Consider the following 25,284-nt stretch of genomic DNA (forward strand, 5'->3'; position numbering starts at 1 on the left):
AATCCTGCATCCGGTCAAATAAATTTACCAACCTTGACTCGAATCCTGCCTTTTTTTGTCACGCCATCCACTTCCAGTACTTTGAATCGACCGAGTCCCTTGAAGGAAACGATATCGCCAGCCTTAAGCTGCTCCGAGGGATCCTCCTCCGACTTCCAATTCACACGGCATCTGCCAGCGCGAATCGGATCAACGATTTTGGAACGGCTAATGCGATAGACATCGCTTGCAATGCCATCGAGCCTCATGGAAGCAACAGATAAGCTCATTTCCTCCAGCTTAGGTACGACCGTCTGCAGCTGTGCCAAGGGGAGTGTGTCGGTCAGAACACTGATGCGATGAACTTGTCTCAAATGTATGTTTAAATAATCGGCTATTTCATCCATAACGACAATATGACAAAACTGCTCATGCACATGGATATCGCCAATCCGATCGCGTTTAATGCCGAGTCCGAGTAAGGCACCCAAAAAATCGCCGTGATCTAATTCAAGCTGCGCTTGGCCTGGCCCATTGACAGAAAGCACAGAAATGCCTGTGCTCTCGTCATCCAAATCTCGGTAATCAGGCCCAATAATCGCGCGCTTGCGCTCTGCTTGCTCGTATCCACCATCGAAGCGTACATGAACATCCGGATGGCGGTTAGCAAGAATCGTAACAATCTGCACTTGCCTAGGGTCTAAAAAATCGGTCCGCTTCAGCTCATGCTGCTGTGCGGACCGCTCGATCCATTCCTCAGCCCGATCAACAAAAGGTTTCTCATCGGGATGGAAATGATTGTATATGCCTTGTTTCATGCGTGATCATTCCTTTAAATAAAAAATCCAATTACTGCAATTAAGCCTGCTGCTACGAATTGAAGCGCGAATACAGCTAGAATCGGAGATAGGTCCAGCATGCCTCCAATTGGCGGTATAAATCTTCTGAATATGCCTAAGTACGGCTCTACAGCCTTGCCCAGAAAGACGCCGATAAAGCTCTCTCGAGCATTCGGTAGCCAAGAGAGAAGTACGTAACCGATAATCATAAACGTGTAGATCTGCTGGGCTAATTTAATTATGCTATAAACTTCATTCATTAACTCAAGGTCACCTCATTTTGTTGTAGTCGTTCTCCTCCGCCAGCATTTCCGTTATAGCACCTTGAATTTCCACTGAATCAGGCGTGCATAGAAAAATGTTGGGGCCAAGCTTAGATATGCTTCCGCTTAAAGCGTACACTGTGCCGCTAAGGAAATCAACAATCCGAACAGCAAGATCATTGCGCACGCGTTGCAGATTCACAATAACAGCACGCCGCGAACGCAGATGATCTGCAATCTCTTGCGCTTCATCATAAGAACGAGGCTCGCTAAGCACCACGCGAACATTTTTCTGCGAGTGGATGCTGACGACGTTATTGCTCTTTGAGTTTTTACGTGCTTCGAAGGGAGAAGTTTCAGCTTCTTGCTCTTCTGGTTGAACAACCCGTTCTCTCTCTACAACTTCTTCTTCATCCTGCAAGCCGAGAAAGCTCATCACTTTATTCATGACACTCATTGTCTATTCCTCCTCTTTTCCTACAAGTATCGTACCTAATCGGATCCAAGTTGCGCCTTCTTCAATCGCTACATCAAAATCATTCGACATCCCCATTGATAAATGGGTGATCGTATGACCGTACTCTGAGCTGCTTTGGATCTCATCACGTAGCTCGCGCAGCGCTTTGAACACCGGCCTTGTTTGCTCGGGTTCAGCTTCATACGGTGCCATTGTCATAAGACCAATAGGGGTTATGCCTTTGAACCGAGCCAATTGCTCCACGAACAGCGGAAGCTCCTGAGGAGCTAAACCTTGCTTCGTGCCTTCTCCTGACACATTGACCTGAATAAAGCAGGGAACGACAATGCCGAGCTGTTTAGCCCGTTTATCAATCGTCTCCGCAAGCGACAGCCTGTCCAACGAATGCATGTATGTAAATTTCCCGATGACATCCTTTACTTTATTCGATTGCAATGAACCGATAAAATGCCAGACAGGCTGATCGTCTGTTCCTGAACCTGTGTTCTCGGTAATCGCTTCCCATTTCTCCTGTGCATCCTGCCATCTATTTTCACCTAATTGACGAAAACAATGGGCAAGTGCTGCCTTTGTTGTGTCCAAAGACACGTATTTAGTGACGGCAATAATCTGCACATCGTCCCTGCTGCGTCCTGATCGCTCGCAAGCTCTCGCTATTCTGTCTTCTACGAGCAGTATTCTATCTTCAAAAGTTAACGACATGGTTCACCTCTCCTGAATGCCAATCCAACTGGCCATGCGGCCGGTCATGCCACCTTCTTTGCGATGAGAATAGAATAAATCCGTCCTGCATCCGGTGCACCACTCTGTTAATTCGATACCGATCGGCAAAATTCCTGCTTTTATCATAATCTGTCGGTTTATTTCTTTCAAGTTCAAGCTCGCCTTGCCGCTCGGGCCCTTCAGAAGCAGCTTATTTGCCTCCCCCTCTTCTAATTTAAGTTCATCCAGAAGCCGCTCAACATGCGCAATAACAGGGCCGTCAACCTCATAGCAGCAGCTTCCAATGGATGGTCCTATCGCCGCGATCAGACGCTCAGGGCTCGTGCCGTAAGCTTCCTGCATCGCTCGTACCGTCTCCGCAGCAATTTGCTGGACGGTTCCCTTCCAGCCTGCATGCGCAAGGGCAACGGCATGATGCTGTGGATCATAGAAATATAGCGGTACACAGTCGGCATAGAAAGACGCGAGCAGCACACCAGGCACGTCCGTCATGATGGCATCACAATCCTTAAGCACATCATCCAGCGAGGCTCTTCCGCGTCCTCTGTCTTGCTCCCTAACCTGCGAGACGCGATTCCCATGCACCTGCTCCGCGCAGGTCCACGCCTCAAAGCTCCACGCTATCGCGTTCGTCAACCGTTTACGGTTCGCAATGACGTCTTGATCCGAATCACCCACATGCATCCCCATATTGAACGAAGCCCATGGCGCTTGGCTAACGCCACCGTCCCTCCCTGTAAATCCCGCAGTCATGCCTGCATAACGTTCGTTCCATTGTGACAATAAAAAAAGCGAAGGTTCCTTCGCCGATTGCTTACGTTCAAATGCTTCCATTTTGTTTCACCTCTATTATTGACTTGCATCGCAAGCCAGCTATAGCCAGTTTATCCTGTTATGAACGAGCGTGCAAATCCTCTTCCTCCGGGCGCAGCTGTTTCGTATCATCCATCCGAACGAGCACAACATCGGCTCCGATTTTTACAATATTGCGCCATGGGATAACAACCTCTGTACCTCCGCCGCCGAACATCCCCAAAAACTTTGTAAACTGGGGTACGACGATTGAATCAATGCGTCCCTGACGCAAATCAAGCTCCAAATCACTAATTTGGCCTAGTTTTTTCCCATCTACAATATTAATGACATCCTTAGTCTGAAAATCAGATATTTTCAATTCCGTTCACCACTTTTCAAGTAGAGTGATCGTCCATTTACCTCTCCTATAACTATATGAGCATTTCGCCCAAAATGTCCTTCTGTTCAAAAAAACAGTTGGCTGCACATGATTTCATACAAGCTCATACAAACTTTTAAACGCACTAGGGATATACCGTTGCACGGTTTGGAACCTATGCTTGCGCCCAGCTATGCCTTTTTCTTTCACGTTTAATCTTTTGAATGCATGGATTACCTTATGTACCGTATTTACGCAAAAAAACGGTGCCTCGCGGCACCGTTTTTTTAGGTCTTTACATGTTTTTGCATTTGTTGGATAGCCGACTTCTCAAGTCTTGAAACCTGCGCCTGTGAGATGCCGATTTCATCGGCAACTTCCATTTGCGTTTTTCCTTCGAAAAAGCGCATAGATAAAATCATTTTTTCCCGATCATTCAGCTTATGCATCGCTTCGCGAAGCGCAATTTCCTCTATCCACGATACATCCTTATTGCGCTCGTCGCTGATTTGATCCATGACGTAGATCGGATCTCCCCCATCATGATAAATCGGCTCGAACAGCGATACCGGGTCTTGAATCGCATCAAGAGCGAATACTACATCTTCTTTTGGAACATTCAACGCCTCTGATATTTCAAATATCGTTGGCTCGCGCGAGTTTCTATTCGTCAAGCTGTCCCTCACCTGAAGCGCCTTGTAGGCAATGTCCCTCAAGCTCCTCGATACGCGTATCGGGTTGTTATCTCGCAAGTAACGGCGTATTTCTCCGATAATCATCGGTACGGCATAGGTAGAAAATTTGACATTTTGGCCAAGATCGAAATTATCTATCGCCTTCATAAGTCCGATGCAGCCGACTTGGAATAAGTCGTCTACAAACTCTCCCCTATTATTGAACCGTTGTATAACGCTAAGCACTAGCCGCAGGTTGCCGTTAACTAATTTCTCTCTTGCTGCCCACTCATTGCGGGTTTGCAATGCCGTAAACAATTCTCTCATTTCGACATTATTCAGGACGGGCAGTTTCGAAGTATCCACTCCACAGATCTCGACTTTATTTCGGGTCAACGTGATTACCTCCCAAGGAGAAACATTAATGTACATTATCTCCTCAGGAGGCCTTTTTATTCCTATTGCGACATCATTCGACAACTGTAGGCAGGGTGCGGGATTACACCATTTTGTTAAATTCCTTGCGTAATCTTTTTATAATTCGCTTCTCCAGACGAGAAATATAGGATTGTGAAATACCAAGAAGATCAGCTACATCCTTTTGCGTTTTCTCTTCGCCATCAGCCAGACCAAAGCGCAGCTCCATAATAATCCGCTCGCGCTCCGACAGCTTATCGAGTGCTTTATGAAGCAGCTTCCGGTCAACCTGTTCTTCAATGTTGCGATAAATCGTATCATTCTCTGTTCCGAGCACATCGGAGAGGAGCAGCTCGTTTCCATCCCAATCAATATTAAGCGGTTCGTCGAAAGAAACTTCTGTCCGTGTCTTGCTGTTACGGCGCAAGTACATCAATATTTCATTTTCAATACAACGCGAGGCATAGGTAGCAAGCTTAATCTTCTTCTCAGGATCAAATGTGTTGACTGCTTTTATTAGCCCTATCGCGCCGATTGATACGAGATCTTCAATGTGAATGCCGGTATTTTCAAACTTACGAGCAATATAGACGACTAATCTTAAATTTCGTTCAATCAGCATCGCGCGAATAGCCGTATCGCCAGTAGGCAGCTTTTCCAGCAAATATTCTTCCTCTTCACGTGTTAAAGGCGGTGGTAGCGCTTCACTTCCACCAATGTAATAAATCTCTTCACTTTTTAATCCGAATAAAAACATGACACGGTAATAATATAACTGAAAGATCAATTTGTACTTGACGAGCATCTGGCCCATCCCTCCTCGTTTGTATGAGCATACGTAATTTACTGTTGTACCATAGACGGATGGATAATGGCTCGATATGCCCCATCAGACGTCAGCTTGCCGCCGTCCAGCCCGATCAGCACCTTCCGCGTTTCAAAAACTTGTCCTTCCCTAGTTATCTCGACCGCATCCGGTTTTATCGCCAGCATGAACTGCGAACCTCGGTTAACGCCTCTGAATGGAACAAGGCGGAGCCTATCTTGCCAAACAAAGATCTGATCATCCATTCCCGCCACAAGACGATCTACTTGTGCATCTCGTATGCTATTCAACCACGATTCGGGCAAATCATCTTGCCATAAGGATGCTTCCATAACCATAACAGGGGTTCTCGTAAGAGGATCATAAAGCTGATTGCCGGTATCTATGAGTCCCGTACAAACATAGTTCCGTTCACCAATCAAAACTTTGACCTCTGCCAAATGTGTCTGCACCAACTCCCGCTCTCTTTTCTGCGTCAACACGGAACGATACAGATAAAGTCCAATACAAAACGCAGCAATCAAATAAAACAATCCCATCTTGAGCTCGACACGCATGCTGCCATTCACGAACGTAATCGTTCTCCATACCTCGCCTGAACCTTGCATGAACAAATAATACAGCCCAAGCACAGCACCCGCAGCAACAAAGTTAACAGCATAGAAAGCCGCCACATTTCGCAGATAATGCTGAATGGATGCAAAGCCGAATGCTATCCATACCATGAACAGCGATATCCCGACCTTAACTCCGAGCGTAAACAAAAAAGATAATTGCGGAAAAAGCATGAACACCACATAACAAGCTCCGACAGCAGAAGCTACTAACACTCGCCATGGCTTTGGTTTCAGATTGCGCGCCCATGCGGAAGTTAATAGAATTGCGCCATCCACGAGCAGCTCTCGCAAAAACATGACATCTACATAAATGGCCACTTCGGTCACCTTCCTGCAACTTGCGGTAAACGGGCCTGCAGCCGGCACCCGAGAGAACGATTGAGACTAGTATATTAAAATCCTATTTCAAAGTCTGTCTATTCATGACAGCATGACATATCTTTTTTTGTCGAGTAGGAGTATAAAAACCGCCTGGGTCCTTCGTCAAAACACTGACATGAAAGCGGCTCGTTTACAAAAGATCACTTGCAGCACAACTGCTCGTAGAAACTACTAATTTTCAATCTGCTTGCTGACAAGGTGAAACGACTGTCTCCGTCCTTGGCAGCGCAGCGCGTTTCATTCCGAAAAATATAGAGATTGTACTGTCTTATTGTATAAACTAGAGGAGTGCTTTCTCATATTTTAGAAATTGCAAAGGAATTAAGCCAATACCACTTGTACCGTGACGAAAGATGTATTATGATTTTCGATATATAGAGCTGTGAAGAACACCGCTTACTAGGGAACGAATTTCTCCCGTAGTATGCGGTGTTTTTTTATTTTCTGAGGAGGATGAGCGATTGTCATTTCATGCAATTCATAAGCAATGGCTGGACAAGCATCTAATGGAACGAAAGGGCGATAGCAAGCGAAGATTAGAACAAGGACATGGACATGCCGAGAAGCTATTTCTTGAGAATGTATGGCTCCCCGCGTTTCATGAGCTAGACGGTTTAGTACCGGAATATGAAATCGCCGATTTCCGTGATGGCATTCGGTATCTCGACTTTGCCTACATCAAAAACGGCGTACAATTAGCAGTAGAAATTGACGGCTTTCGTTCCCATGCAACTGAAACTTCACGCTGGCAATTTTCAGACTCCCTAATGCGCCAAAATCATCTCGTACTTGATGGCTGGAAGCTGCTGCGCTTCTCCTATGACTACATCAAAGAAAAGCCGCGTATGTGTCAGCAGCTTCTTCAACAATTTATGGGTAGGAGCTTAATCGGCAGGAAGCAGGAAACAAGTGCAGAACGATTCTTGCAGCTGGAAGTGATACGATACGCCATTCATTCCCAGCTTCACATTCGACCTTCAGATGTAATTCGGCTTCTAAAAATCGATAAACGCAATGCTCAGAAGCTGCTTCACAGCATGGTCAACAAACAACTGTTGCTGCCAGCAGGCAAGGGCACCCAGCGAGTTCGCTGCTACAAACTAAACCCGCAGCAGCTAGAATTGATCTCCCATGAGTTATAGCTAATATACGACGCTCTGTAAGCGCATATTTGCGCTTACAACCCACTAACCGGCTCTACTTCTTCCCTATAAGAGCATATGTGCGCTTACAGCTTCCGTTTAGCTCCATTTACACAGTTCCGGTGCTCTGTAAGCGCACATTTGCGCTTTCAGCCCGCCAACTGGCTCTACTTCTTCCACGTAAGAGCATATGTGCGCTTACAGCTTCCGTTTAGCTCCGTTTACACAGTTCAAGTGCTCTAGCGCATATGTGCGCTTACAGCACACCAACCGGCTCTACTTCTTCACTTTAAGAGCATATGCGCACTTACAGCGTCCCTTTAGCTCCATGTATACCACCGCCAATTGCAACAACCACGGGCTGGCGCATACTTATCTGACTGTACACAAAAAATCCGCCCTCCCCATAATTGGAGAAGACGGATAAAGTTAGTGCTCTAGCGATCGCTGCGTGGGCGATTGCGAAGGAATGCTGGAATTTCCAGTTGATCACTTGAAGTGTTGTTTGCGCCGAAAGGCTTAACGCCACTTGTCGTTCCAGGTTGTCTAGAATCGATCGCTTCTGGCTTTTGTTGCGGCACGTGACGCGGAGCAGGCGCCTTATGCTCGAATCCCGTTGCAATAACGGTTACTTTAATTTCATCTTTCAGATCCTCGTCAATAATCGCACCAAAAATCATGTTGACATCCGGATCGGATGCGGAGATAACGATTTCGGCTGCTTCATTGACTTCATACAAAGATAGATTGCTGCCGCCCGTAATGTTCATAATCACACCGCGTGCGCCGTCAATCGACGTTTCAAGCAACGGACTCTGAATCGCTTTTCTTGCCGCTTCTGCCGCACGGTTCTCACCAGTAGCGATACCGATACCCATCAGCGCTGATCCGCGCTCCGTCATAATCGTTTTCACGTCTGCAAAGTCAAGGTTGATTAGACCCGGTACAGCAATCAAATCAGAAATACCTTGAACGGCTTGACGAAGCACATTATCCGCTTCACGGAATGCTTCAAGCATTGGCGTTTTCTTGTCTACGATCTCAAGCAAACGGTCATTCGGAATAACAATGAGCGTATCTACTTTTTCCTTCAGTGCTTCGATCCCAAGCTCAGCTTGTCCCGAACGTTTGCGGCCCTCGAATGTAAAAGGTCTTGTTACTACCCCTACTGTCAATGCCCCGCATTCGCGAGCAATCTCAGCAATAACAGGTGCTGCACCTGTACCGGTGCCACCGCCCATTCCTGCCGTGACAAACACCATGTCTGAACCTTTCAATTGGTTCATGATGATTTCGCGTGATTCTTCTGCAGCCTTGCTGCCAACATCTGGATTAGCTCCGGCACCCAAACCGCGTGTAAGCTTATCGCCGATTTGCAACTTATGCTCGGATTTCGCCAAATGAAGCGCCTGAGCATCCGTGTTCACCGTAATGAACTCCACACCTTTAACGCCGTTCTCTATCATACGGTTGACAGCATTGCTGCCACCACCGCCTACACCTATTACTTTTATTTGAGCCAACGACTCAAGCTCAAAGTCGAATTCCAACATCTTTCATTTTCCCCCAGTCAAGCGTAAACTGCTGTTAGCATCCTGCGATACGGTACAGCAACGTTTCGCGGTAAAATATAAGCATCGTAGAAGGTGAAACGGCTGTCGCCGTCCTCTGGCGGCGCGGCGCGTTTCATTCCAAGAAATATAGAGAAAGGATGGTGAAACCATATGCTTTCCTATATTTCAAAGGTGAAACTTATATTATCTTATATTTTCAAATAAATTCATTAAACATACTCTTAATCCGCTCGAACATACCGGGTTTAGTTGAAGGTGTTGGATTTGCTTTGCGGCTTGCCGTTTTCTTCACTGCTCCAGTTCCACGAGCGCCCATATACTTCGACACATATTGTATCATCCCTACTCCACTGCTGAATGCAGGGTCTCTGACACCAATATAATCTGGAAGTGCGATTCTTACAGTAGACTCCAGCTCGGTTTGTGCTAAAGCGAGCGTTCCTGGCATCGATACGGAGCCGCCAGTCAGTACATAACCGTTAACCTTGTCTCCATACCCTAGTCTACGTACTTCCTGCCTGATCAAATGGAAGATTTCTTGCATACGGGGCTCAATAATGCTGGCGAGATCCACTTGTGAAAATTCCTTCTCCACATTACTGCCCATCCTCACAACTTTGAACTTCACATCTTCTGCTGCATCCAAAACATTGGAGCACCCGTACTTCAATTTGATTTTCTCAGCTTGATCGCTTTGCGTGCGCAAGCCGTAGGCAATATCATTAGTCACATACTCGCCTCCAATTGGAAGCGTCGAAGTTGCTGCCAGGCCACCTTGGTCGTATATGGCAATCGTACAAGAGCCCGCTCCGATGTCCGTAAGAACGGTACCCATCGATTTCTCATCTTTTGTAAGCGATACAACTCCAGAAGCCAGCGATAACAAAATAACTCCTGAAATACGTAAGCCGGCTTTCTCTACGCAGCGCATTAGGTTGTGTATAGCTGTCTTCGTTCCCGTTACGATTGTCGCTTCAACTTCTAGGCGAACGCCAATCATACCCCGCGGATCAGAAATACCTTCCAAACCATCAACCAAGTACTGCTTTGGTACCAAATTAATAATCTCTCGCTCTGGTGGAAGAGCGACTACTTTTGCTGCTTGTAATACACGTTCAATATCTTCCTCGCCAATCTCACGATCCTCGTTGGATACTGCAACGACGCCTCGATTGGTTTGAAGAGCAATATGATTGCCCTGAATCCCAACATAAACGTCTGATATTTGAATGCCTACCATGCGCTCCGCATGCTCTACAGCATTGCGGATGGACTGCACAGTTTGGTCAATATCTACAATTGCTCCTTTGCGTATACCCTCTGAGTCGGCTGATCCAACTCCAATAATATTAATGGTTCCATTATTCACTTCACCAATAATAGCACGAACTTTGGATGTACCGATGTCCAAACTGACGATGATGTCGTTGCTGCTCATCTTGCGGCACCTCCGTTTCAAATAAATATTTATTTTCCCACACTGTTAAGGTCTTTCTACATATTCAACGCCTTTAATATTTTCCCTCTTTTTTCAACAGATTTTTCGTTGTTTTTCGCTTAATGTCGAGCCTCGCCCCTTGCGAGACCCTATATTACCTAATGTTATCCAGCCCCAGCGAGTTTAATTGCGATAAATAAAATTCTACCATTCTTTGAAGCTATTGAGTAGTCTCTTTTTGTTCAGAGTCTACATTTTCTAGACTTTCCGTTTTAAAAGGAACATAAGTATCTGCTAGCAACATCGTTATTTTACCCGGCTCCTGCGTTTCAATTACGGCGTTCAATGCTTCGATTTTTTCGGGCAGCACAGAAACCGCAGTGATAACTTCGAATTTCGTTCGTGTATACATGATCACCCTGTCAGGATAAGCAGTCGAAGGATATGGAATGATCTCAGATAAATCAGACAGCTGCTTCGATGAAATTTTGCCAAGTTGCTTCGTAAGCTCTGCTTTATTGGGATCATTTTCCGTCCAGCCAGATAGCACCGGCTTGTCCACCAGCTGCATTTCGTCGTTATCCGCCTCCACGGTGGTGCCATTCGATAAAAGCGCTGTCAGTTCGCCTTGCTTAGAAAGCTCGAACGCAACGACGGGAAACTCTTCAATTTGAATTTTCAACAGACCAGGAAATACTTTGGTTATTGTTGCTTTACTAATTTGCGGCAGTGTAAGCACTCTTTCTTCAATCGTTTTGGAAGAGGTACGGAAGAAAGCATCGCCAATCAAAATCCCTGAGGTTTTACTTATCTCATCTTTGGATACAAATCTAGTACCCTCAATTTGAATTTCCGAAATCTTACTAATAGAAGAATTAAAAAACAACACGGCTAATAGAGCCAGAAATAATAGGATAAGAATATACAAAAGCTTCTTACTACCCATTCTTTTTTTTGCAGGTTCCTTTAACACAGGCATCTGCGCGCTCATAACTTGTCCCTTCTTTCCCCAAAAAACATCCGGTTATCCTCTATGCTTCAGCTTGCGCTTAGCATCAATAAGAGTACCGGCTGTTTCTATCTAGCAGCTCACGCGCATAGTATTAGTTATTAGGCACAGGCGTGTATCTCGATATTCGCGCACCAAGCCTAGACAGCATCGTTTCGATTTTCTCATAGCCTCGATCGATGTGGTGAATTTGCTCGACGACCGTCCTCCCCTGCGCCGCTAATCCGGCAATAACAAGAGCGGCACCCGCTCGAAGATCGGTTGCTTCAACAGTTGCGCCATACAGCCTCGGAACCCCGCGAATGAAAGCTGCATTCATATCTACTCGAATGTCTGCACCCATGCGTGAGAGTTCATCCACATGCTTCAATCTGCCTTCAAAAATCGTCTCCTTCAATACACTCACACCATCAGCCAGCGTTAGCAAAACCATGACCTGTGACTGCAAATCGGTAGGAAACGCCGGATACGGAGAAGTCACGATTCTTTCGACAGCTCTCGGTCTAGCTGCACAGCCAACTTTAATTATATCACCGTCAATAACAATTTGAACACCTGCGCGGCGAAGAACATGAATTAATGAAGATAAATGAGCAGGCTGTGTATTCTGAAGAGTGACTTGCCCACGCGTAGCGGCAGCGGCTACCATCACTGTACCCGCTACAATCCGATCTGGAATGATTTTATAACGACATGGTGTTAGCGACTGTACCCCATCAATCGTTATCGTGTCGGTTCCAGCACCCATGATTTTGGCGCCCATCGCGTTCAGAAAGCCTTGCAAATCTTGAATCTCAGGCTCTCTTGCAGCATTACTGATCGTTGTGCGGCCTTCTGCAAGCGCAGCAGCCATCATGATGTTTTCCGTAGCACCCACACTCGGAAAACTCAGATGAATGTCTGCACCGCGTAATTTATCAGCACGGCATATGATACGATTACCCAGTTCTTCTATTTCTGCACCAAGTGCCTGTAAACCTTCCAAATGTAGATCAATCTTTCGTTCACCTATCGCGCAGCCGCCTGGCTGATACACCTGCGTTTCACCAAACCTAGCAAGTAAGGGGCCCATCAAAAAAATAGAAGAACGCATCTGCCTCATCAAAGCTTCCGGCACATGGGAAATATGTGCGGTTTCCGTATCCAGTACAACCGTTCCTCCAGTATGCTCAGCCCGACATCCTAATTCGCGTAAAATGTTCAGCATTACATCAATATCTAGCAAATCTGGCACATGATCTAATGTTGTTGTGCCATCGGCCAATAAGCTGGCAGCCAGAATCGGCAAAGCGGCATTTTTCGCTCCTTGGATAACTATGGTTCCTGAGAGTGGTTTCCCGCCTTCAATCACCAATTTGTCCAATGTATCACCTCCGAATTACCGTTCACCCACCACCAATACCTCCGGCACGAGCAGGATATCATAGCGTTCCTGAACGATGCTTTGGATATGAGTCATGAGGGCGAGAACGTCTTCAGCTGTTGCTTGCCCTGTATTCACAATAAAATTGGCATGCTGCTCCGACACTTGCGCTCCACCAAGCCGTTCGCCCTTGAGTCCAGCCTCTTGAATGAGCCTAGCTGCAAAATCACCCGGCGGATTGCGAAACACACTTCCGGCACATGCAAGCTGCAGAGGCTGTGTTCTCAATCTTCTCTCTTTATAAGAGGCCATTGTGGAAAGAACTTCCTTCTTATCTCCTGGTAACAGCTCGAAGACAGCCTCAACAACGACGCCTTTTTGCTCATGAAGAATAGAATGGCGATAAGAGAACTTCATATCCTCGCGTTCAAAGCGGACCAATTCTCCTGTTTCCAGTACAATATCAGCTGATTTAAAAATACGTGACACATCCGAACCATGCGCGCCAGCATTCATATAAACGGCTCCGCCTACCGTGCCTGGGATTCCCCCTGCGAACTCAAGCCCGGTCAGCCCTTCTTTACCCGCCATGACTGATAGCTTTATTAATGAATATGAAGCGCCTGCCGTAACTAGAGACCCTTCAAAACGCACGTAATCTAACCCTCTGTGCGGTTTTATTACAACACCGCGAATCCCTTTATCGCTCACCAGCATGTTCGAGCCTCTGCCCAAATTAGTCCACGGCAGCTGATGTTTCTGCACCAGCTGCACCGCTGAAACCAATTCTTCCTTGCTACGAGGGAGGATTAAGATGTCGGCAGGACCGCCGATTTTCCACGTTGTATAGTTCGAGAGCGGCTCATTGTACAAAACTTCGCCAAGATTGGCTTGTTCCAATTCCGCTTTAAATGCTTCCATTATTTGTACCTCCTAAAGGTTTTGTGAAGCAAAACCTGTCTGCTGTAAAAAATGAGAATAAAATGATTTGCAGCTACTGTCAACAGCCCCTGCGAGTCTGCCGTTAGTCGCTTTGCTGCAATAACCGCTCCGGTTGGGCGACGGTCACGAATATAGTGTATCTTATGCCCTTATAGGCTCTTGTGTGACAATGGCCCATACGGCGCTCATTTGCATGATTACAACGCTTTGCTTCACTTTCGTTTACATATATCCGTATAATGCATCATAAATAGCATGTGTGTAACCTTAATCACTTCAAACAAGGTAAAACAGCATTCGGCAAAACAACCCGCAGCAGCGAAGCGCAACCTGCAGCAAATTGTTCGCCGAATGTATTCGTCCGTTACATTTATCCATACTCCATACACTATAATCGTTGTAACGATACCAGCTAAAGCATATTGAACACCGTATTGTTGCCTGTCCTTCTTAGTGTATGGCATGAAGCCTCACCTCGAATAACGGGATATGTTCAGTAAAATACCAAGCGCGGTTAACAGCAGCGTTAATGATGAGCCTCCATAGCTGACAAGAGGCAATGTGATACCTGTAACAGGCATCATCCCAATTACAACACCAATATTAATGAGAACCTGAACACCTACGATTCCCGTGATCCCAACTGCAAGCAGGCTTCCGAATGTATCGGGAGCAGCGATCGCAGCGCGAATGCCACGCCATATTACAATCAGAAACAATAAGATAAGGGTAACGCCACCAATAAAGCCGAGCTCTTCAGCTAAAATAGAGAAAATAAAATCGGTCTGAGGTTCTGGCAAATAGCTGAACTTCTGCCGGCTCATGCCAAGTCCGAGACCAACTAACCCGCCAGGACCGATTGCATATAACGATTGAATGATTTGATACCCGCCGCCAAGCGGATCTGCCCACGGATCAAGGAAATTGGTTATCCGCTTCAATCGATAAGGAGCAGCAATAATAAGTCCAATGAAACCTGCGACACCGATTAGCGCAAGACCCCCAAGGTGAGCCATTCTAGCCCCAGCTGTAAAGATCAGAATGATAGAAGCTCCAACCATAACCGCCCCAGTACCTAAATCAGGCTGCAGCATGATGAGACCGAAAGCTAGTCCAACAAGGCCGAGCGGCGGCATTAGCCCCTTCGTGAACAGAGTAATTGTCTGCTGCTTCTCCGAAAGCCATTTCGATAGAAACAAAATCATAGCCAGCTTCATGAATTCGGAAGGCTGAATACCGAACGAGCTGATGCCGAGCCAGCTGCGCGCCCCGCCGCGAACAACACCCACACCAGGAATTAATACAAGCAGCAGCAGCCCAAAGCATACGATCAATGCCATGGGAGCCCACCTTTTCCAAACGGTGTAATGCGTATTCATCGTAAACAGTAACGCACCTATTCCAAGTCCAGCAAAGAGCAGCTGCCGCTTCACGAAATAGTAGCGGTCGCCGAACTCATGAAAGGCAAGCACAGCGCTTGCACTGTAAACCATAATTAATCCGATTGCAAGAATCAGCCCGATTGCTGTCAGCATCCAAATATCCGGGGCAGAACGTGCCTTGGCCATAACGAACACACCTCTTAGCATGGGAAAGTAGGGACATGCCCCCTACTTACAAGGTATGCGCCGAATCTTTAAAAATGCGCCCTCTCTGCTCATATGAGGCAAACATATCCCAGCTCGCGCATGCAGGCGACAGAAGAACGATATCACCCGGCTCTGCTATTGCTGCCGCTTGCTTCACCGCTTGCCTTAGGACGGATTCTGCGTCTTCATTAGGTTCGACGATTTCCACCCTTGCTAAACCTGCCTTTTCTGCTACGAGCGACAGCTTCTCACTTGTCTGTCCGAACGTTACGAGTGCTTTCAGCTTGTCGCGGAATAAAGGTTCGAGCTCCATATAATCGGAACCGCGATCAAGACCGCCTGCAAGCAGGATGATAGGCGATGCGAATGAGCGCACAGCGATCGTAGTCGCAACTGCGTTCGTCGCTTTTGAATCGTTGTAATATTTCACTCCATCCACTTCTCTTACGTACTCAAGGCGATGCTCTACGGCATTAAACTCCCTGAGCGGTGCCAAAAGCTGTTCTAGCGCAACTCCCGCACCAATGCTTGCTGCAATCGCTGCGAGCGCGTTAGCGGCATTGTGAACGCCAGGAATGCCAAGCTCCGACACTGGCAGTATAATCGTCTCTACACCGTCAGCCTGCTTGAAAACGATTTGCCTGCTATCCGTATCTGCTTCATCCTCCGTAATCCCTTCATCACGTACGAACGGCGGATCTATGTAAATACCCGAATCAAGCTTCTCATACAACGAAAACGGAATGACCTCTGCTGCCAAAAATTCGGAGATGGCTCTGCACTCGGGATCATCCCAGTTAATAATGGCAATGTCATCCTCAGATTGATTATCGAACAGCTTCACTTTAGAATTTACATAATCGTCCATGTCTCCATGGTAATCCAAATGTGTTTCTGCGATATTCAATAAAAGCGCAATATGTGGACGGAACGCGCTTGTTCCTTTGAGTTGGAAGCTGCTTAGCTCCGCAACGATCCACTGATCGGGTGCCGCTTCTAGTGCCGCTTCACATAATGGACGTCCAATATTACCTGCCACAATCGGTTTCAGACCCGCTGCATCCAAGATGCTGCCGATCCAAGTCGTTGTCGTCGTCTTGCCGTTCGAGCCTGTAATGCCAATAATAGGCGCAGGCGACAGCCAATAAGCTGCTTCTACTTCCGTAATAATTTCGACGCCAAGCTCCTCCGCACGCATAATAGGCGGTGAGGAATAGGGAATACCAGGGTTTTTGACAAGCAGCGCCGTCTCTTCCGTTACAAGATCATCTGGATGATAGCCGCATATCACAGAAATGCCCAAAGCAGTCAATTCATCTGCTTCGGGACATAAATCGCGAGATTTCATATCATTAACTACAACCTCTGCACCGAACTGATGGAATACCTTTGCAACGCTAACTCCACTTCTAGCCAAACCTATTACGACAACACGGCGACCTTCATACGATGCCGGATGGTTCATATATGATATTCCCTCCTATGGATACATGAAGCGGCTCCAAATAATCTTGGAAGCCGCTTTCTGTTACTTTTCTACTTAGTATAGTACAAATAGCAGACCGATTGCAGCAAGCACTAATCCCACAAGCCAGAAAACGGTGACTACCTTCCATTCCGACCAGCCGCTCAGCTCGAAATGATGATGGATCGGACTCATTTTGAAAATCCGCTTACCTCTAAGCTTAAACGAGGCCACCTGCAGAATAACAGACAACATCTCTAGCACGAATACGCCGCCTATGATGATAAGAAGGAGCTCTGTCTTGGTGAGAATAGCTACCGCTGCGATCCCGCCGCCAATTCCGAGCGAGCCCATATCGCCCATGAACACCTTTGCAGGATGAGCATTAAATACGAGAAATCCTAGTACCGCTCCGATCATCGCTGCTGAGAAAACAGCCGATTCATGCGCCGACGTTTGCAGAGCTACAACTGTAAATGCACCGAAAGCAATTGCACTTGTACCTGCAAGTAATCCGTCTAATCCATCTGTGAAATTGACCGAGTTGCTTGATGCGAACAGAATAATGACAACAAGCGGATAATAAAACCACCCGAGGTCAAAGCCCCATCCTGTACCAGGCACCGTAATTTCCGTACTATGTCCCATATTATAAAGCATGGCACAAACGATAATCGAGAACAGAAGCTGTCCGAACAACTTCTGACGCGCCGTTAGGCCGAGCGATCGTTTGAACACAATTTTAATATAATCATCCAAGAATCCTACGAGACCAAATCCAAGTGAGGCTGTCAGCAGCACCCAAAATTCCGGCGTTTTATCTGAGAATTTCAAGAATGCAATCATGAGCGCAATCATGATAATGATGCCGCCCATTGTAGGGGTACCGCTTTTTTTGAGATGGCTTTGCGGCCCTTCCGTACGAATCTGCTGACCAAACTTCAACCTTCGAAGCAGCGGAATGAACAATGGTCCGAGCAAAACCGCTAGCAAAAAAGAGGCGCCAATTGAAAATAAAATGACCATCATATCCATTTCCTCACCCCACTTCCAAAGCTTGAACAATTTGTTCCATCCGCATGCCGCGCGAGCCTTTGATTAGCACAAGGTCTGTTGGCTGTAGTTGATCACGAAGCCAGCTTGACAGTTCTTCTTTGCTATCAAAATGTCGTACTGCAGCAGTCCCATCAGAATGTGGGAACTGGGATTTGACACCTTCGGCAGCATGCTCCGAGAGTGTTCCATACGTCAAGACAGCATCTGCTTTGCTTGGCGTAATGTAGGCACCTGTCTCAAAGTGCAACGCCTGCTCGTCAGGTCCTAGCTCAAGCATATCGCCAAGTACAATCCACTTCCGGCTGTAGCCGCGAAGCTGCTCAACAAGGTCGATTGCTGCTCGCACCGCAGTAGGATTCGCGTTATAGGCATCATTTAAAATCATGGCGCCATTGAAGGCACGCACCGGCTGAATTCGCATCCCCGTGAGCTTCAGATGGCTTAACCCCTCCGCAATCTTGGCTGCAGGGACGCCGAAGAAGCGGCTAACTGCAATGGCTGCTAGCGCATTGCTGACGTTATGCTGCCCAGGTACCGGTATGCGCACCGTTCCGAGGCCGCTGGGCGAACCATTGTAGATCGCTGTGAACGAAGCCGCTTCTGATTCGATTACAATGTCAGCAGCAGACCATTCATTTTGCTCAGACAGCCCGAATGTACGTCGAATGATGCCTGCCGGTAATATGGCTCGTGCAAGCTCCTCTTCTAGCAGCGGTTCATCGCCGTTATAGAGCAGCAATCCATCTTCACTTAACCCAAGCGCGATCTCAAGCTTAGCTTTGGCAATACCAGCTCTTGAGCCAAGCTGCAGCAAATGTGCGTCTCCGACATTTGTAATGATCGCCGCATCCGGCTGTGCGATTTTGGTGAGAAGCTCAATCTCGCCGAATCCGCTCATTCCCATCTCAAGCACGGCTACCTCGGTATCCTCATCTAGCTGAAGCACCGTAAGCGGAAGGCCGATGTGGTTGTTAAGGTTGCCTTCTGTCTTATGAACTTTATAAGAGGTTCCAAGAATGGAAGCCGTCATGTCCTTCGTCGTTGTTTTGCCATTGCTGCCCGTTATGCCGACCACGCGGACGAACAGCTCACTGCGATAAGCCGTTGCCAGCCTCTGCAAGGCTATCAATGTGTCCCCTACGATCAGCAGCGGCACTTCTTCAAGTCCTGCAGGCACTTCGCGCCCCTTCTGCCAGAGCGCTGCTGCTGCTCCGTTATCAACGGCTTGCTTCAAATACGCATGCCCGTCGAATTGCTCACCTACGAGCGGAACGAACAACTGGCCCGCGGCAGCTTGCCGCGAGTCAGTCGTGACGCCCTCTATTTGCAAATTTGTTTCTTTTCCATTCCATCTTGCGCCGCTCATCTCGGCTATTTGCTTGATCGTACGTTTAATCAATGTATGATTCCCCTTATCGCTTCTTTCGCTGCTATCCGATCGTCAAACGGATGCTTGACACCGTTAATATCCTGATAGGTCTCATGACCTTTCCCCGCAATCAATACTACATCGCCGGGGCTTGCCATTTCAACCGCTTTTTGAATGGCCCCTCTTCGGTCTGCTATTATTTCATAAACAGACGGGTCTACTCTGCTGCTAATCAGACCGGACTCGATGTCCATAAGAATACGCTCCGGCTTCTCCGTTCGGGGATTATCGGATGTAATAATGGCATAATCTGCATACTTCATCGCGATATTCCCCATGAGCGGACGTTTCGTTCGGTCACGATCACCGCCGCATCCAAATACGCAGATGATCCGTTTCTCTGCGAATTGTTCGATAGCCCGCAGCACGTTCTCAAGCCCATCCGGCGTATGTGCATAATCAACGATTACCGCGAAATCCTGTCCTGCATTGACGGCTTCTACACGGCCAGGCACACCGGGAATCGCGCTCAGACTCGCAGTTATCGCTGACAGTTCCACGCCTTCAATAAGAACAGCGCTAATAGCTGCTAGTGCGTTATACACATTGAATTTACCTGCCATTTGCAAGGTGACATCCGCTTCCCCACGAAAGGTTTGGACGCGAAATGTCGTACCTTTCGCTGTAATTCTTATGTTCGAGGCACGCACATCTGCAGCCTTGTCAATTCCGTAAGTAACGACCTCTGCTGCCGTCAGCTCTGTATACTCGTTAGCGACAGCATCATCCGCGTTCAGCACAGCATAGGTTCGACCTGACGCCTGGGATGAATAAACATTACCTAGCCTGGAGAAGAACAATCCTTTGACTGCCGCGTAACGATCCATCGTTTCGTGATAATCCAGATGGTCCTGCGTAAGATTCGTAAACACAGCTGTTCGGAACCTGCACCCCTTTACCCTCCCTTGCTCCAACGCATGGGAAGAAACCTCAATGGCGCAATATTTAGTTCCTGCACTCAGCATATCGCTCAAATAGCGTTGAAGCTGAAGTGTCTGCGGTGTAGTGCTCGTCATCGGATAGGATTTTCCGGCATATCGTCGCTCAATGGTTCCAATAACACCTGTAGCCAGGTTATGATCATTCAATATTTGTTCAATCAAATAAGTCGTCGTCGTCTTGCCGTTCGTGCCCGTTACACCAATCAGCTTCAGCTTATCGCTCGGATAGCCGTAGAAATGATTGGCAATGACAGCCATCGCCAAGCGGCCGTCCCTGACGACCACCTGGGGGACTTGTAGATTAAGAACCCGATCAACAACCAGCGCCGCAGCTCCCGCCGCAACTGCTTGAGGAGCATAAGCATGACCATCCACCGTATGACCCCGCAAGCAGATGAATAATTGCCCTGCGGTAATGCTTCGTGAATCGGTTTCGACTCCCGTTAACTGGGTCTCCCCATCGCCAATGAGACGCGACGTTATTAGCAGCTCCGCAACATCCTTTAAACGCATCTGCCCCACTCCTCCCTAGAGCGCTGCCTGCTTCAGGATTCCCGCCGCTGCGCCCTCGCTAACTACCATTATAGTCAATGGGAGTGGGATATATTATCTTCTTCGCCCAAATAGATCCGAATCGTCGAGCCGCGGTCCACCCGTGTTCCTGCCGCTGGCGCTTGGCGAATGACCATTTTGCCCGAACCTGCCGTCGTCAGTGTGAAATCCATATTCAAATCCTCATACAGATCCGATACTGTTTTGCCAATCAGATTAGGAACTGTAACAATTGGCGTTTCACCATACTTATAGACACGATCGATTTGCTTCTCACGTGACGGCACCTCAAGGATGGCAAGCGCATCCTCCATGATGTTGCGGACGATCGGTGCAGCGACGACCCCGCCGAATTGAATGCCCTGCGGATTGTCAACAGCAACATAGATAACAATCTGCGGATCATCTGCAGGCGCGAAGCCGACAAAAGATACGATATGCTCGTTTGGCGAGTAGCGCCCATTGATCACTTTCTGAGCAGTCCCGGTTTTCCCGCCAACACGATACCCGTCAATAAACGCATTGCGTCCGGTACCCTTGGCAACGACACTCTCCAGTGCCTCACGAACCTGCTTGGAGGTATCCTCAGAAATAACCTTTCGTACCACTTCTGATTTTACAGTCTCAACTGTCTCGCCCGTTTCCGGGTTTATCCATGCACTTGCAACATGTGGCTTATAAAGCGTCCCCCCGTTAATCGCTGCGGACACTGCTGTGATTTGTTGAATGGGTGTAACCGAAACCCCTTGCCCGAAAGCAGTTGTTGCAAGCTCAACAGGTCCAACCTGACTCAGCTTAAATAAGATTCCGTTTTCTTCTCCGCCGATATCAATGCCCGTCTTGGTCCCAAATCCAAAATTTTTAATATAGTCGAAAAGCTTCTCTTTCCCAAGTCGCTGGCCTAATGTAACGAAGCCTGGATTGCATGAATTTTCTACAACCTCCAGAAACGTTTGACTACCATGACCGCCCTTCTTCCAGCAGCGCAATCTCGCACCGCCCACCTCTATTGCGCCTGGATCAAAAAAACGCTCATTGTTTAAATCAACTTTTTTTTCTTCCAATGCCGCGGCAAGCGTAATAATTTTGAAGGTAGACCCCGGCTCGTAAGTCATCCATATCGGAAGATTGCGATTATAAACCTCCGTGGGTACTTCGCGATATTTGTCAGGCTCGAAGGTTGGCCGGCTTGCCATCCCTAGAATTTCACCATTATTAGGGTCCATGGCGATCGCGATAATGCCATTAGGCTGAAGCTTCGTCATTGCTTGATCAAGCTCGCGCTCCATTACGGTTTGTATTTGTTTATCGATGGTAAGCTGCATCGTAAGCCCATCCTTAGGCTCCACATATGTATCGGGCGAATTCGGCATCTGCCTGCCTGCAGCATCAGACAAGAAGGAAACACTCCCTCCAATGCCGCTAAGCTCCTTATTGTATTTGGCTTCAATACCTGTCAAGCCTTGATTGTCGATTCCGGTGAAACCCAGCACATGGGCCGCAAGGCTTCCGAACGGATAGAATCGCTTATTGTCTTCTGCAACGACTACACCTGGAAGTGCAAGGTCCCGTATTTGATCAGCCTTGTCTATCGTGATTTTACGGCCGCCAGGTCCCAGCTTTACGATCATTTTTTTTGTTTTTATTTTCTCATACAGTGATTCCTGTGACATATCCAGAAGCGGCGCAAGCGCAGAAGCGACCGCTTGTTTGTCTTTAATCTGTACAGGAATTGCGTACACGGTTGGGGAGCTGACGTTATACGCGAGCTGGATGCCATTGCGGTCAACGATCTCACCGCGTTTAGCCACGTATGGAATATCCCGTCTCCATGAATTTTCTGCTTTGTCCGCGAGCTCCTCGCCCTTCCAAAGCTGCACATAGCTTAATCTCAAACACAGGGCAAGGAATAATACCCCTGCCAATATAAGCACGATGAATAAACGTCGTCTAACCGTTACGTTGGATACTTTCACGACTTGTTCCCCCTCCGCTTGACTGTTTGCAAAGGAGCGCATATTGACGCTCATTCCAGACTATTCGGGACAAGCGGAGGATAGAACAAGCTATCCTTGTTCGGAAGTATACTAAGGTCACCAGCTAGACGATACGCCTTTATTCCGAAGTGGAGTTGTCTGGCGTTTCCGCAGAATCTGATCCAGACGCGGTATCTGACTGATCCAATTGCTCTTCATCAGAAGACTCTTGATCATCTGCGCCGCCATCCTCAGCAGAATCAACTGCTTGTTGATCTGCTGGGGTGTCATCACCAGTTGGCGGTGCAAGTACGACATTCAGTACTCTGACGTTATTTAACGTCTCTTGATTCTGTGATACAACGAAGCCTTGTCCCTCAGGAATGAGACGGATTCCAATGAGTGAGGTAATCTCGAGCGCATCTCGCAGTGAAACGCCAGTTAGATCCGGAACTGATAGCTTTTCTTTCTGCTCAGTAATCAAATAAATTCGTTGCGTCGGATGAACGACTGATCCTGCCGCAGGAATTTGTTGAAGCACCGTTTTTCCGTTTCCAACAAGCTCGAACGTAATCGCTTTTGCTTTCAGCTCTGCCTTTGCCTGAGCAACCTGCAACTCGGTTACCTTAGGAACCGTCATCGTAACTTCCTTCGCTGCATTATCTGAATCGGGACCATAATTCGGTGCTACGCCCATCTTGCGCAAGCTCTTGAGCACAATTTGCTGGAACGCTGGCGCAGCAACCTTTCCTCCCCCAACAAGCGGGTCATTCGGTTCGTCAACGACGATATAAACAACGATTTTCGGATTATCGACAGGCGCATATCCGATGAAGGAAACGACAAATTTAGTAGTCGAATAAATGCCTTTTTCAACCTTCTGTGCGGTGCCCGTTTTGCCGGCTACACGATAGCCTTCAATGTAGGCGTTCTTGCCGGTTCCCTTTTCCTGATCGGAAACGACCTGCTCCAAATATTCGCCTACCTTGCGCGAGGTTTCTTCTGAGATGACCTGCCGAACAACCTTAGGCTCAATCTTCGTAGTCGTCTTTGTAGCAGGGTCTGTTATGCTTTTCACAATTTGTGGCTGAAGCAGCTTGCCACCATTAGCGACAGCTGCAACCGCTGCAACCTGTTGGATCGGCGTTACCGTCACAACCCCTTGCCCGAAGGTTGCCCGCGCTATATCACTCTGCCAACGGAAATTAATCGTACCTGTCAGCTCATTCCCGAGCTGAATGCCCGTTTTCTGTCCAAATCCAAAGTTCTTATAGTACTCTCGCAGCTTTTCCTCGCCTACTCTCTCATAACCGAGCTTAACAAAGGCAACGTTGCTTGAATATTTCAAGCCATCAAGAAACGAGATGGTTCCCCAGCCCCCGCGTTTTATATCACGAATGGGGGTTGGTACGCCTTTAAGCGTAATTTGACCGGATTTATACATTTCCTCAGGATGAAAGACTCCCTCTTCTACCGCAGCAGCAAGCGTTGCGATCTTGAATGTGGACCCTGGCTCATACAAGGATTTGATCGCATGATTGTAGGAGTTCGCATTGTTTTTCCAATATATGTTCGGATCATACTGCGGCATATTCGCCATCGCCAAAATTTCCATCGTATTGGGGTCGGCTGCGATCGCCGTAGCACTCTTAGGCGCATATTTCTTCACAATTTCCTGCAGCGCTTCCTCCACATAACCCTGAATTTCGCTGTCAATCGTCAATTCAACATTTTGACCGTCCTGCGCTTGCTTCAGCTCAACTTCACCTTCTGCAAGCTGCACGCGCTTACCGTCCTTCTCGTATTTGATATAGCCATTCTCACCACTTAGCTGCTCATTGAATGAGGCTTCAATCCCCGTCATTGCTTCGCCTTCACGATTCAGATAGCCTACTACTTGCGCTGCAAGCGACTTCCTCGGATAATATCGCTTCGAGCTCTCTGCTAGATCGATACCTACTGAGGTTACCTTCTTCTCTTCAGCCAGCACTTTCCTGAATTCTCGGATCTTATCTGCTGTTGCTTTGTCGATTTGCCAGCCCCCATTGCGGAGCTCACGATTAACGACATAGGTACCGTCTTCTTTCTTAGCCGATACGTTTTTCTCTAGTTCTTCCTTTGATATGCCAAGAATATCATGCAGGCCATTAACGATATCATCTGCAAGTTCCTCATCATTGATCGTCTTAGGATCAATGGATACATTATAAGCGATCGTGTCCATAGCGAGCAGGTTGCCATTGCGATCTGAAATAGTGCCTCGCTTGGCTACCAGTTCCTCCGCAGTCGACCATCTCACTTTGGCACGTTCATACCATTCTGCACCTTCCACGACCTGCACAATATAGATTCTGGTTATTAAAACAAGAAAAAGGAGGGTCATGACCCCTCCAAACAGCAGCGTACGCACTCTAATTTTCTTTTTCATCATCGATCA

Annotated in this window: 22 protein-coding genes; 1 reads left to right on the plus strand and 21 read right to left on the minus strand. The window is 47.5% G+C overall.

Annotated features, from left to right (window positions below; translation table 11 throughout):
- Positions 1 to 14: 14 nt before the first annotated feature.
- From FGT79_RS06430 to spoIIGA, 9 genes are all read right to left on the minus strand, one after another.
- Positions 15 to 797 (minus strand): YlmH family RNA-binding protein, encoded by a 783-nt coding sequence (locus tag FGT79_RS06430; protein ID WP_138751905.1) that lies wholly within the window; start codon positions 795 to 797, stop codon positions 15 to 17.
- 14 nt (positions 798 to 811) lie between these two features.
- Positions 812 to 1,078, minus strand: a complete 267-nt coding sequence (locus FGT79_RS06435) for a YggT family protein (protein ID WP_138751906.1) — start codon at positions 1,076 to 1,078, stop codon at positions 812 to 814.
- A 10-nt stretch (positions 1,079 to 1,088) separates the two neighbouring features.
- Positions 1,089 to 1,538, minus strand: a complete 450-nt coding sequence (locus FGT79_RS06440) for a cell division protein SepF (protein WP_138751907.1) — start codon at positions 1,536 to 1,538, stop codon at positions 1,089 to 1,091.
- A gap of 3 nt (positions 1,539 to 1,541) precedes the next feature.
- Entirely contained in the window at positions 1,542 to 2,261 is a 720-nt protein-coding gene (locus FGT79_RS06445; protein WP_138751908.1) for a YggS family pyridoxal phosphate-dependent enzyme, read from the minus strand.
- Positions 2,262 to 2,264: 3 nt separating this feature from the next.
- Positions 2,265 to 3,116, minus strand: a complete 852-nt coding sequence (gene pgeF, locus FGT79_RS06450; protein ID WP_138751909.1) for a peptidoglycan editing factor PgeF — start codon at positions 3,114 to 3,116, stop codon at positions 2,265 to 2,267.
- 58 nt (positions 3,117 to 3,174) lie between these two features.
- The gene (locus tag FGT79_RS06455; RefSeq protein WP_138751910.1) at positions 3,175 to 3,456 is read right to left on the minus strand and encodes a YlmC/YmxH family sporulation protein; all 282 of its coding nucleotides are present in this window, start codon (positions 3,454 to 3,456) and stop codon (positions 3,175 to 3,177) included.
- A gap of 287 nt (positions 3,457 to 3,743) precedes the next feature.
- Complete coding sequence (sigG, locus tag FGT79_RS06460) at positions 3,744 to 4,526, minus strand: RNA polymerase sporulation sigma factor SigG (protein ID WP_138751911.1); 783 nt, start codon at positions 4,524 to 4,526, stop codon at positions 3,744 to 3,746.
- Between the two features lie 103 nt (positions 4,527 to 4,629).
- Positions 4,630 to 5,352, minus strand: coding sequence for an RNA polymerase sporulation sigma factor SigE (gene sigE, locus FGT79_RS06465; RefSeq protein ID WP_138751912.1), 723 nt, complete (start codon positions 5,350 to 5,352; stop codon positions 4,630 to 4,632).
- A 38-nt stretch (positions 5,353 to 5,390) separates the two neighbouring features.
- A complete protein-coding gene (gene spoIIGA, locus FGT79_RS06470) occupies positions 5,391 to 6,308 on the minus strand; it encodes a sigma-E processing peptidase SpoIIGA (protein WP_138751913.1) in 918 nt (305 codons plus the stop codon).
- A gap of 524 nt (positions 6,309 to 6,832) precedes the next feature.
- On the opposite strand from spoIIGA, the gene FGT79_RS06475 reads away from it, so the two are divergent.
- Complete coding sequence (locus FGT79_RS06475; protein WP_246096179.1) at positions 6,833 to 7,513, plus strand: DNA-binding response regulator; 681 nt, start codon at positions 6,833 to 6,835, stop codon at positions 7,511 to 7,513.
- A gap of 437 nt (positions 7,514 to 7,950) precedes the next feature.
- Here the strand turns inward: FGT79_RS06475 and ftsZ are convergent, their stop codons facing one another.
- The 12 genes from ftsZ to FGT79_RS06535 all read right to left on the minus strand — a co-directional run bounded on the left by ftsZ (position 7,951) and on the right by FGT79_RS06535 (position 25,278).
- The gene (gene ftsZ / locus FGT79_RS06480) at positions 7,951 to 9,066 is read right to left on the minus strand and encodes a cell division protein FtsZ (protein ID WP_138751914.1); all 1,116 of its coding nucleotides are present in this window, start codon (positions 9,064 to 9,066) and stop codon (positions 7,951 to 7,953) included.
- Positions 9,067 to 9,283: 217 nt separating this feature from the next.
- Positions 9,284 to 10,525, minus strand: coding sequence for a cell division protein FtsA (ftsA, locus tag FGT79_RS06485; protein WP_138751915.1), 1,242 nt, complete (start codon positions 10,523 to 10,525; stop codon positions 9,284 to 9,286).
- A gap of 220 nt (positions 10,526 to 10,745) precedes the next feature.
- The gene (locus tag FGT79_RS06490; protein ID WP_138751916.1) at positions 10,746 to 11,516 is read right to left on the minus strand and encodes a cell division protein FtsQ/DivIB; all 771 of its coding nucleotides are present in this window, start codon (positions 11,514 to 11,516) and stop codon (positions 10,746 to 10,748) included.
- Positions 11,517 to 11,628: 112 nt separating this feature from the next.
- A complete protein-coding gene (gene murA / locus FGT79_RS06495) occupies positions 11,629 to 12,897 on the minus strand; it encodes a UDP-N-acetylglucosamine 1-carboxyvinyltransferase (protein ID WP_138751917.1) in 1,269 nt (422 codons plus the stop codon).
- 15 nt (positions 12,898 to 12,912) lie between these two features.
- Positions 12,913 to 13,818 (minus strand): UDP-N-acetylmuramate dehydrogenase, encoded by a 906-nt coding sequence (gene murB / locus FGT79_RS06500; RefSeq protein WP_138751918.1) that lies wholly within the window; start codon positions 13,816 to 13,818, stop codon positions 12,913 to 12,915.
- Between the two features lie 491 nt (positions 13,819 to 14,309).
- Entirely contained in the window at positions 14,310 to 15,407 is a 1,098-nt protein-coding gene (spoVE, locus tag FGT79_RS06505; protein WP_138751919.1) for a stage V sporulation protein E, read from the minus strand.
- Between the two features lie 46 nt (positions 15,408 to 15,453).
- A complete protein-coding gene (gene murD / locus FGT79_RS06510; RefSeq protein WP_138751920.1) occupies positions 15,454 to 16,893 on the minus strand; it encodes a UDP-N-acetylmuramoyl-L-alanine--D-glutamate ligase in 1,440 nt (479 codons plus the stop codon).
- A gap of 75 nt (positions 16,894 to 16,968) precedes the next feature.
- Positions 16,969 to 17,928 carry a phospho-N-acetylmuramoyl-pentapeptide-transferase gene (gene mraY / locus FGT79_RS06515; RefSeq protein ID WP_138752951.1) on the minus strand — a complete coding sequence of 320 codons (960 nt, stop codon included), beginning with the start codon at positions 17,926 to 17,928 and terminating at the stop codon, positions 16,969 to 16,971.
- A gap of 4 nt (positions 17,929 to 17,932) precedes the next feature.
- Positions 17,933 to 19,348, minus strand: a complete 1,416-nt coding sequence (locus tag FGT79_RS06520) for a UDP-N-acetylmuramoyl-tripeptide--D-alanyl-D-alanine ligase (protein WP_171056101.1) — start codon at positions 19,346 to 19,348, stop codon at positions 17,933 to 17,935.
- Complete coding sequence (locus FGT79_RS06525) at positions 19,345 to 20,832, minus strand: UDP-N-acetylmuramoyl-L-alanyl-D-glutamate--2,6-diaminopimelate ligase (protein ID WP_138751921.1); 1,488 nt, start codon at positions 20,830 to 20,832, stop codon at positions 19,345 to 19,347. The genes FGT79_RS06520 and FGT79_RS06525 overlap by 4 nt, the downstream gene beginning before the upstream one ends.
- A 74-nt stretch (positions 20,833 to 20,906) precedes the next feature.
- A complete protein-coding gene (locus FGT79_RS06530; protein ID WP_138751922.1) occupies positions 20,907 to 22,847 on the minus strand; it encodes a stage V sporulation protein D in 1,941 nt (646 codons plus the stop codon).
- 139 nt (positions 22,848 to 22,986) lie between these two features.
- A complete protein-coding gene (locus FGT79_RS06535; protein WP_246096181.1) occupies positions 22,987 to 25,278 on the minus strand; it encodes a penicillin-binding transpeptidase domain-containing protein in 2,292 nt (763 codons plus the stop codon).
- Positions 25,279 to 25,284 lie beyond the last annotated feature (6 nt).

This window comes from Paenibacillus sinopodophylli, assembly GCF_005930355.1.
Taxonomy (GTDB): domain Bacteria; phylum Bacillota; class Bacilli; order Paenibacillales; family Paenibacillaceae; genus Pristimantibacillus; species Pristimantibacillus sinopodophylli.

Bases quoted from the DNA above. Each gene is read 5' to 3' on its own strand.
- FGT79_RS06430 (WP_138751905.1), bottom strand. From the start codon at position 797: ATGAAACAAGGCATATACAATCATTTCCATCCCGATGAGAAACCTTTT.
- FGT79_RS06435 (WP_138751906.1), bottom strand. From the start codon at position 1,078: ATGAATGAAGTTTATAGCATAATTAAATTAGCCCAGCAGATCTACACG.
- FGT79_RS06440 (WP_138751907.1), bottom strand. From the start codon at position 1,538: ATGAGTGTCATGAATAAAGTGATGAGCTTTCTCGGCTTGCAGGATGAA.
- FGT79_RS06445 (WP_138751908.1), bottom strand. From the start codon at position 2,261: ATGTCGTTAACTTTTGAAGATAGAATACTGCTCGTAGAAGACAGAATA.
- pgeF (WP_138751909.1), bottom strand. From the start codon at position 3,116: ATGGAAGCATTTGAACGTAAGCAATCGGCGAAGGAACCTTCGCTTTTT.
- sigE (WP_138751912.1), bottom strand. From the start codon at position 5,352: ATGCTCGTCAAGTACAAATTGATCTTTCAGTTATATTATTACCGTGTC.
- ftsZ (WP_138751914.1), bottom strand. From the start codon at position 9,066: ATGTTGGAATTCGACTTTGAGCTTGAGTCGTTGGCTCAAATAAAAGTA.
- ftsA (WP_138751915.1), bottom strand. From the start codon at position 10,525: ATGAGCAGCAACGACATCATCGTCAGTTTGGACATCGGTACATCCAAA.
- FGT79_RS06490 (WP_138751916.1), bottom strand. From the start codon at position 11,516: ATGAGCGCGCAGATGCCTGTGTTAAAGGAACCTGCAAAAAAAAGAATG.
- murB (WP_138751918.1), bottom strand. From the start codon at position 13,818: ATGGAAGCATTTAAAGCGGAATTGGAACAAGCCAATCTTGGCGAAGTT.
- spoVE (WP_138751919.1), bottom strand. From the start codon at position 15,407: ATGGCCAAGGCACGTTCTGCCCCGGATATTTGGATGCTGACAGCAATC.
- murD (WP_138751920.1), bottom strand. From the start codon at position 16,893: ATGAACCATCCGGCATCGTATGAAGGTCGCCGTGTTGTCGTAATAGGT.
- mraY (WP_138752951.1), bottom strand. From the start codon at position 17,928: ATGGATATGATGGTCATTTTATTTTCAATTGGCGCCTCTTTTTTGCTA.
- FGT79_RS06525 (WP_138751921.1), bottom strand. From the start codon at position 20,832: ATGCGTTTAAAGGATGTTGCGGAGCTGCTAATAACGTCGCGTCTCATT.
- FGT79_RS06535 (WP_246096181.1), bottom strand. From the start codon at position 25,278: ATGATGAAAAAGAAAATTAGAGTGCGTACGCTGCTGTTTGGAGGGGTC.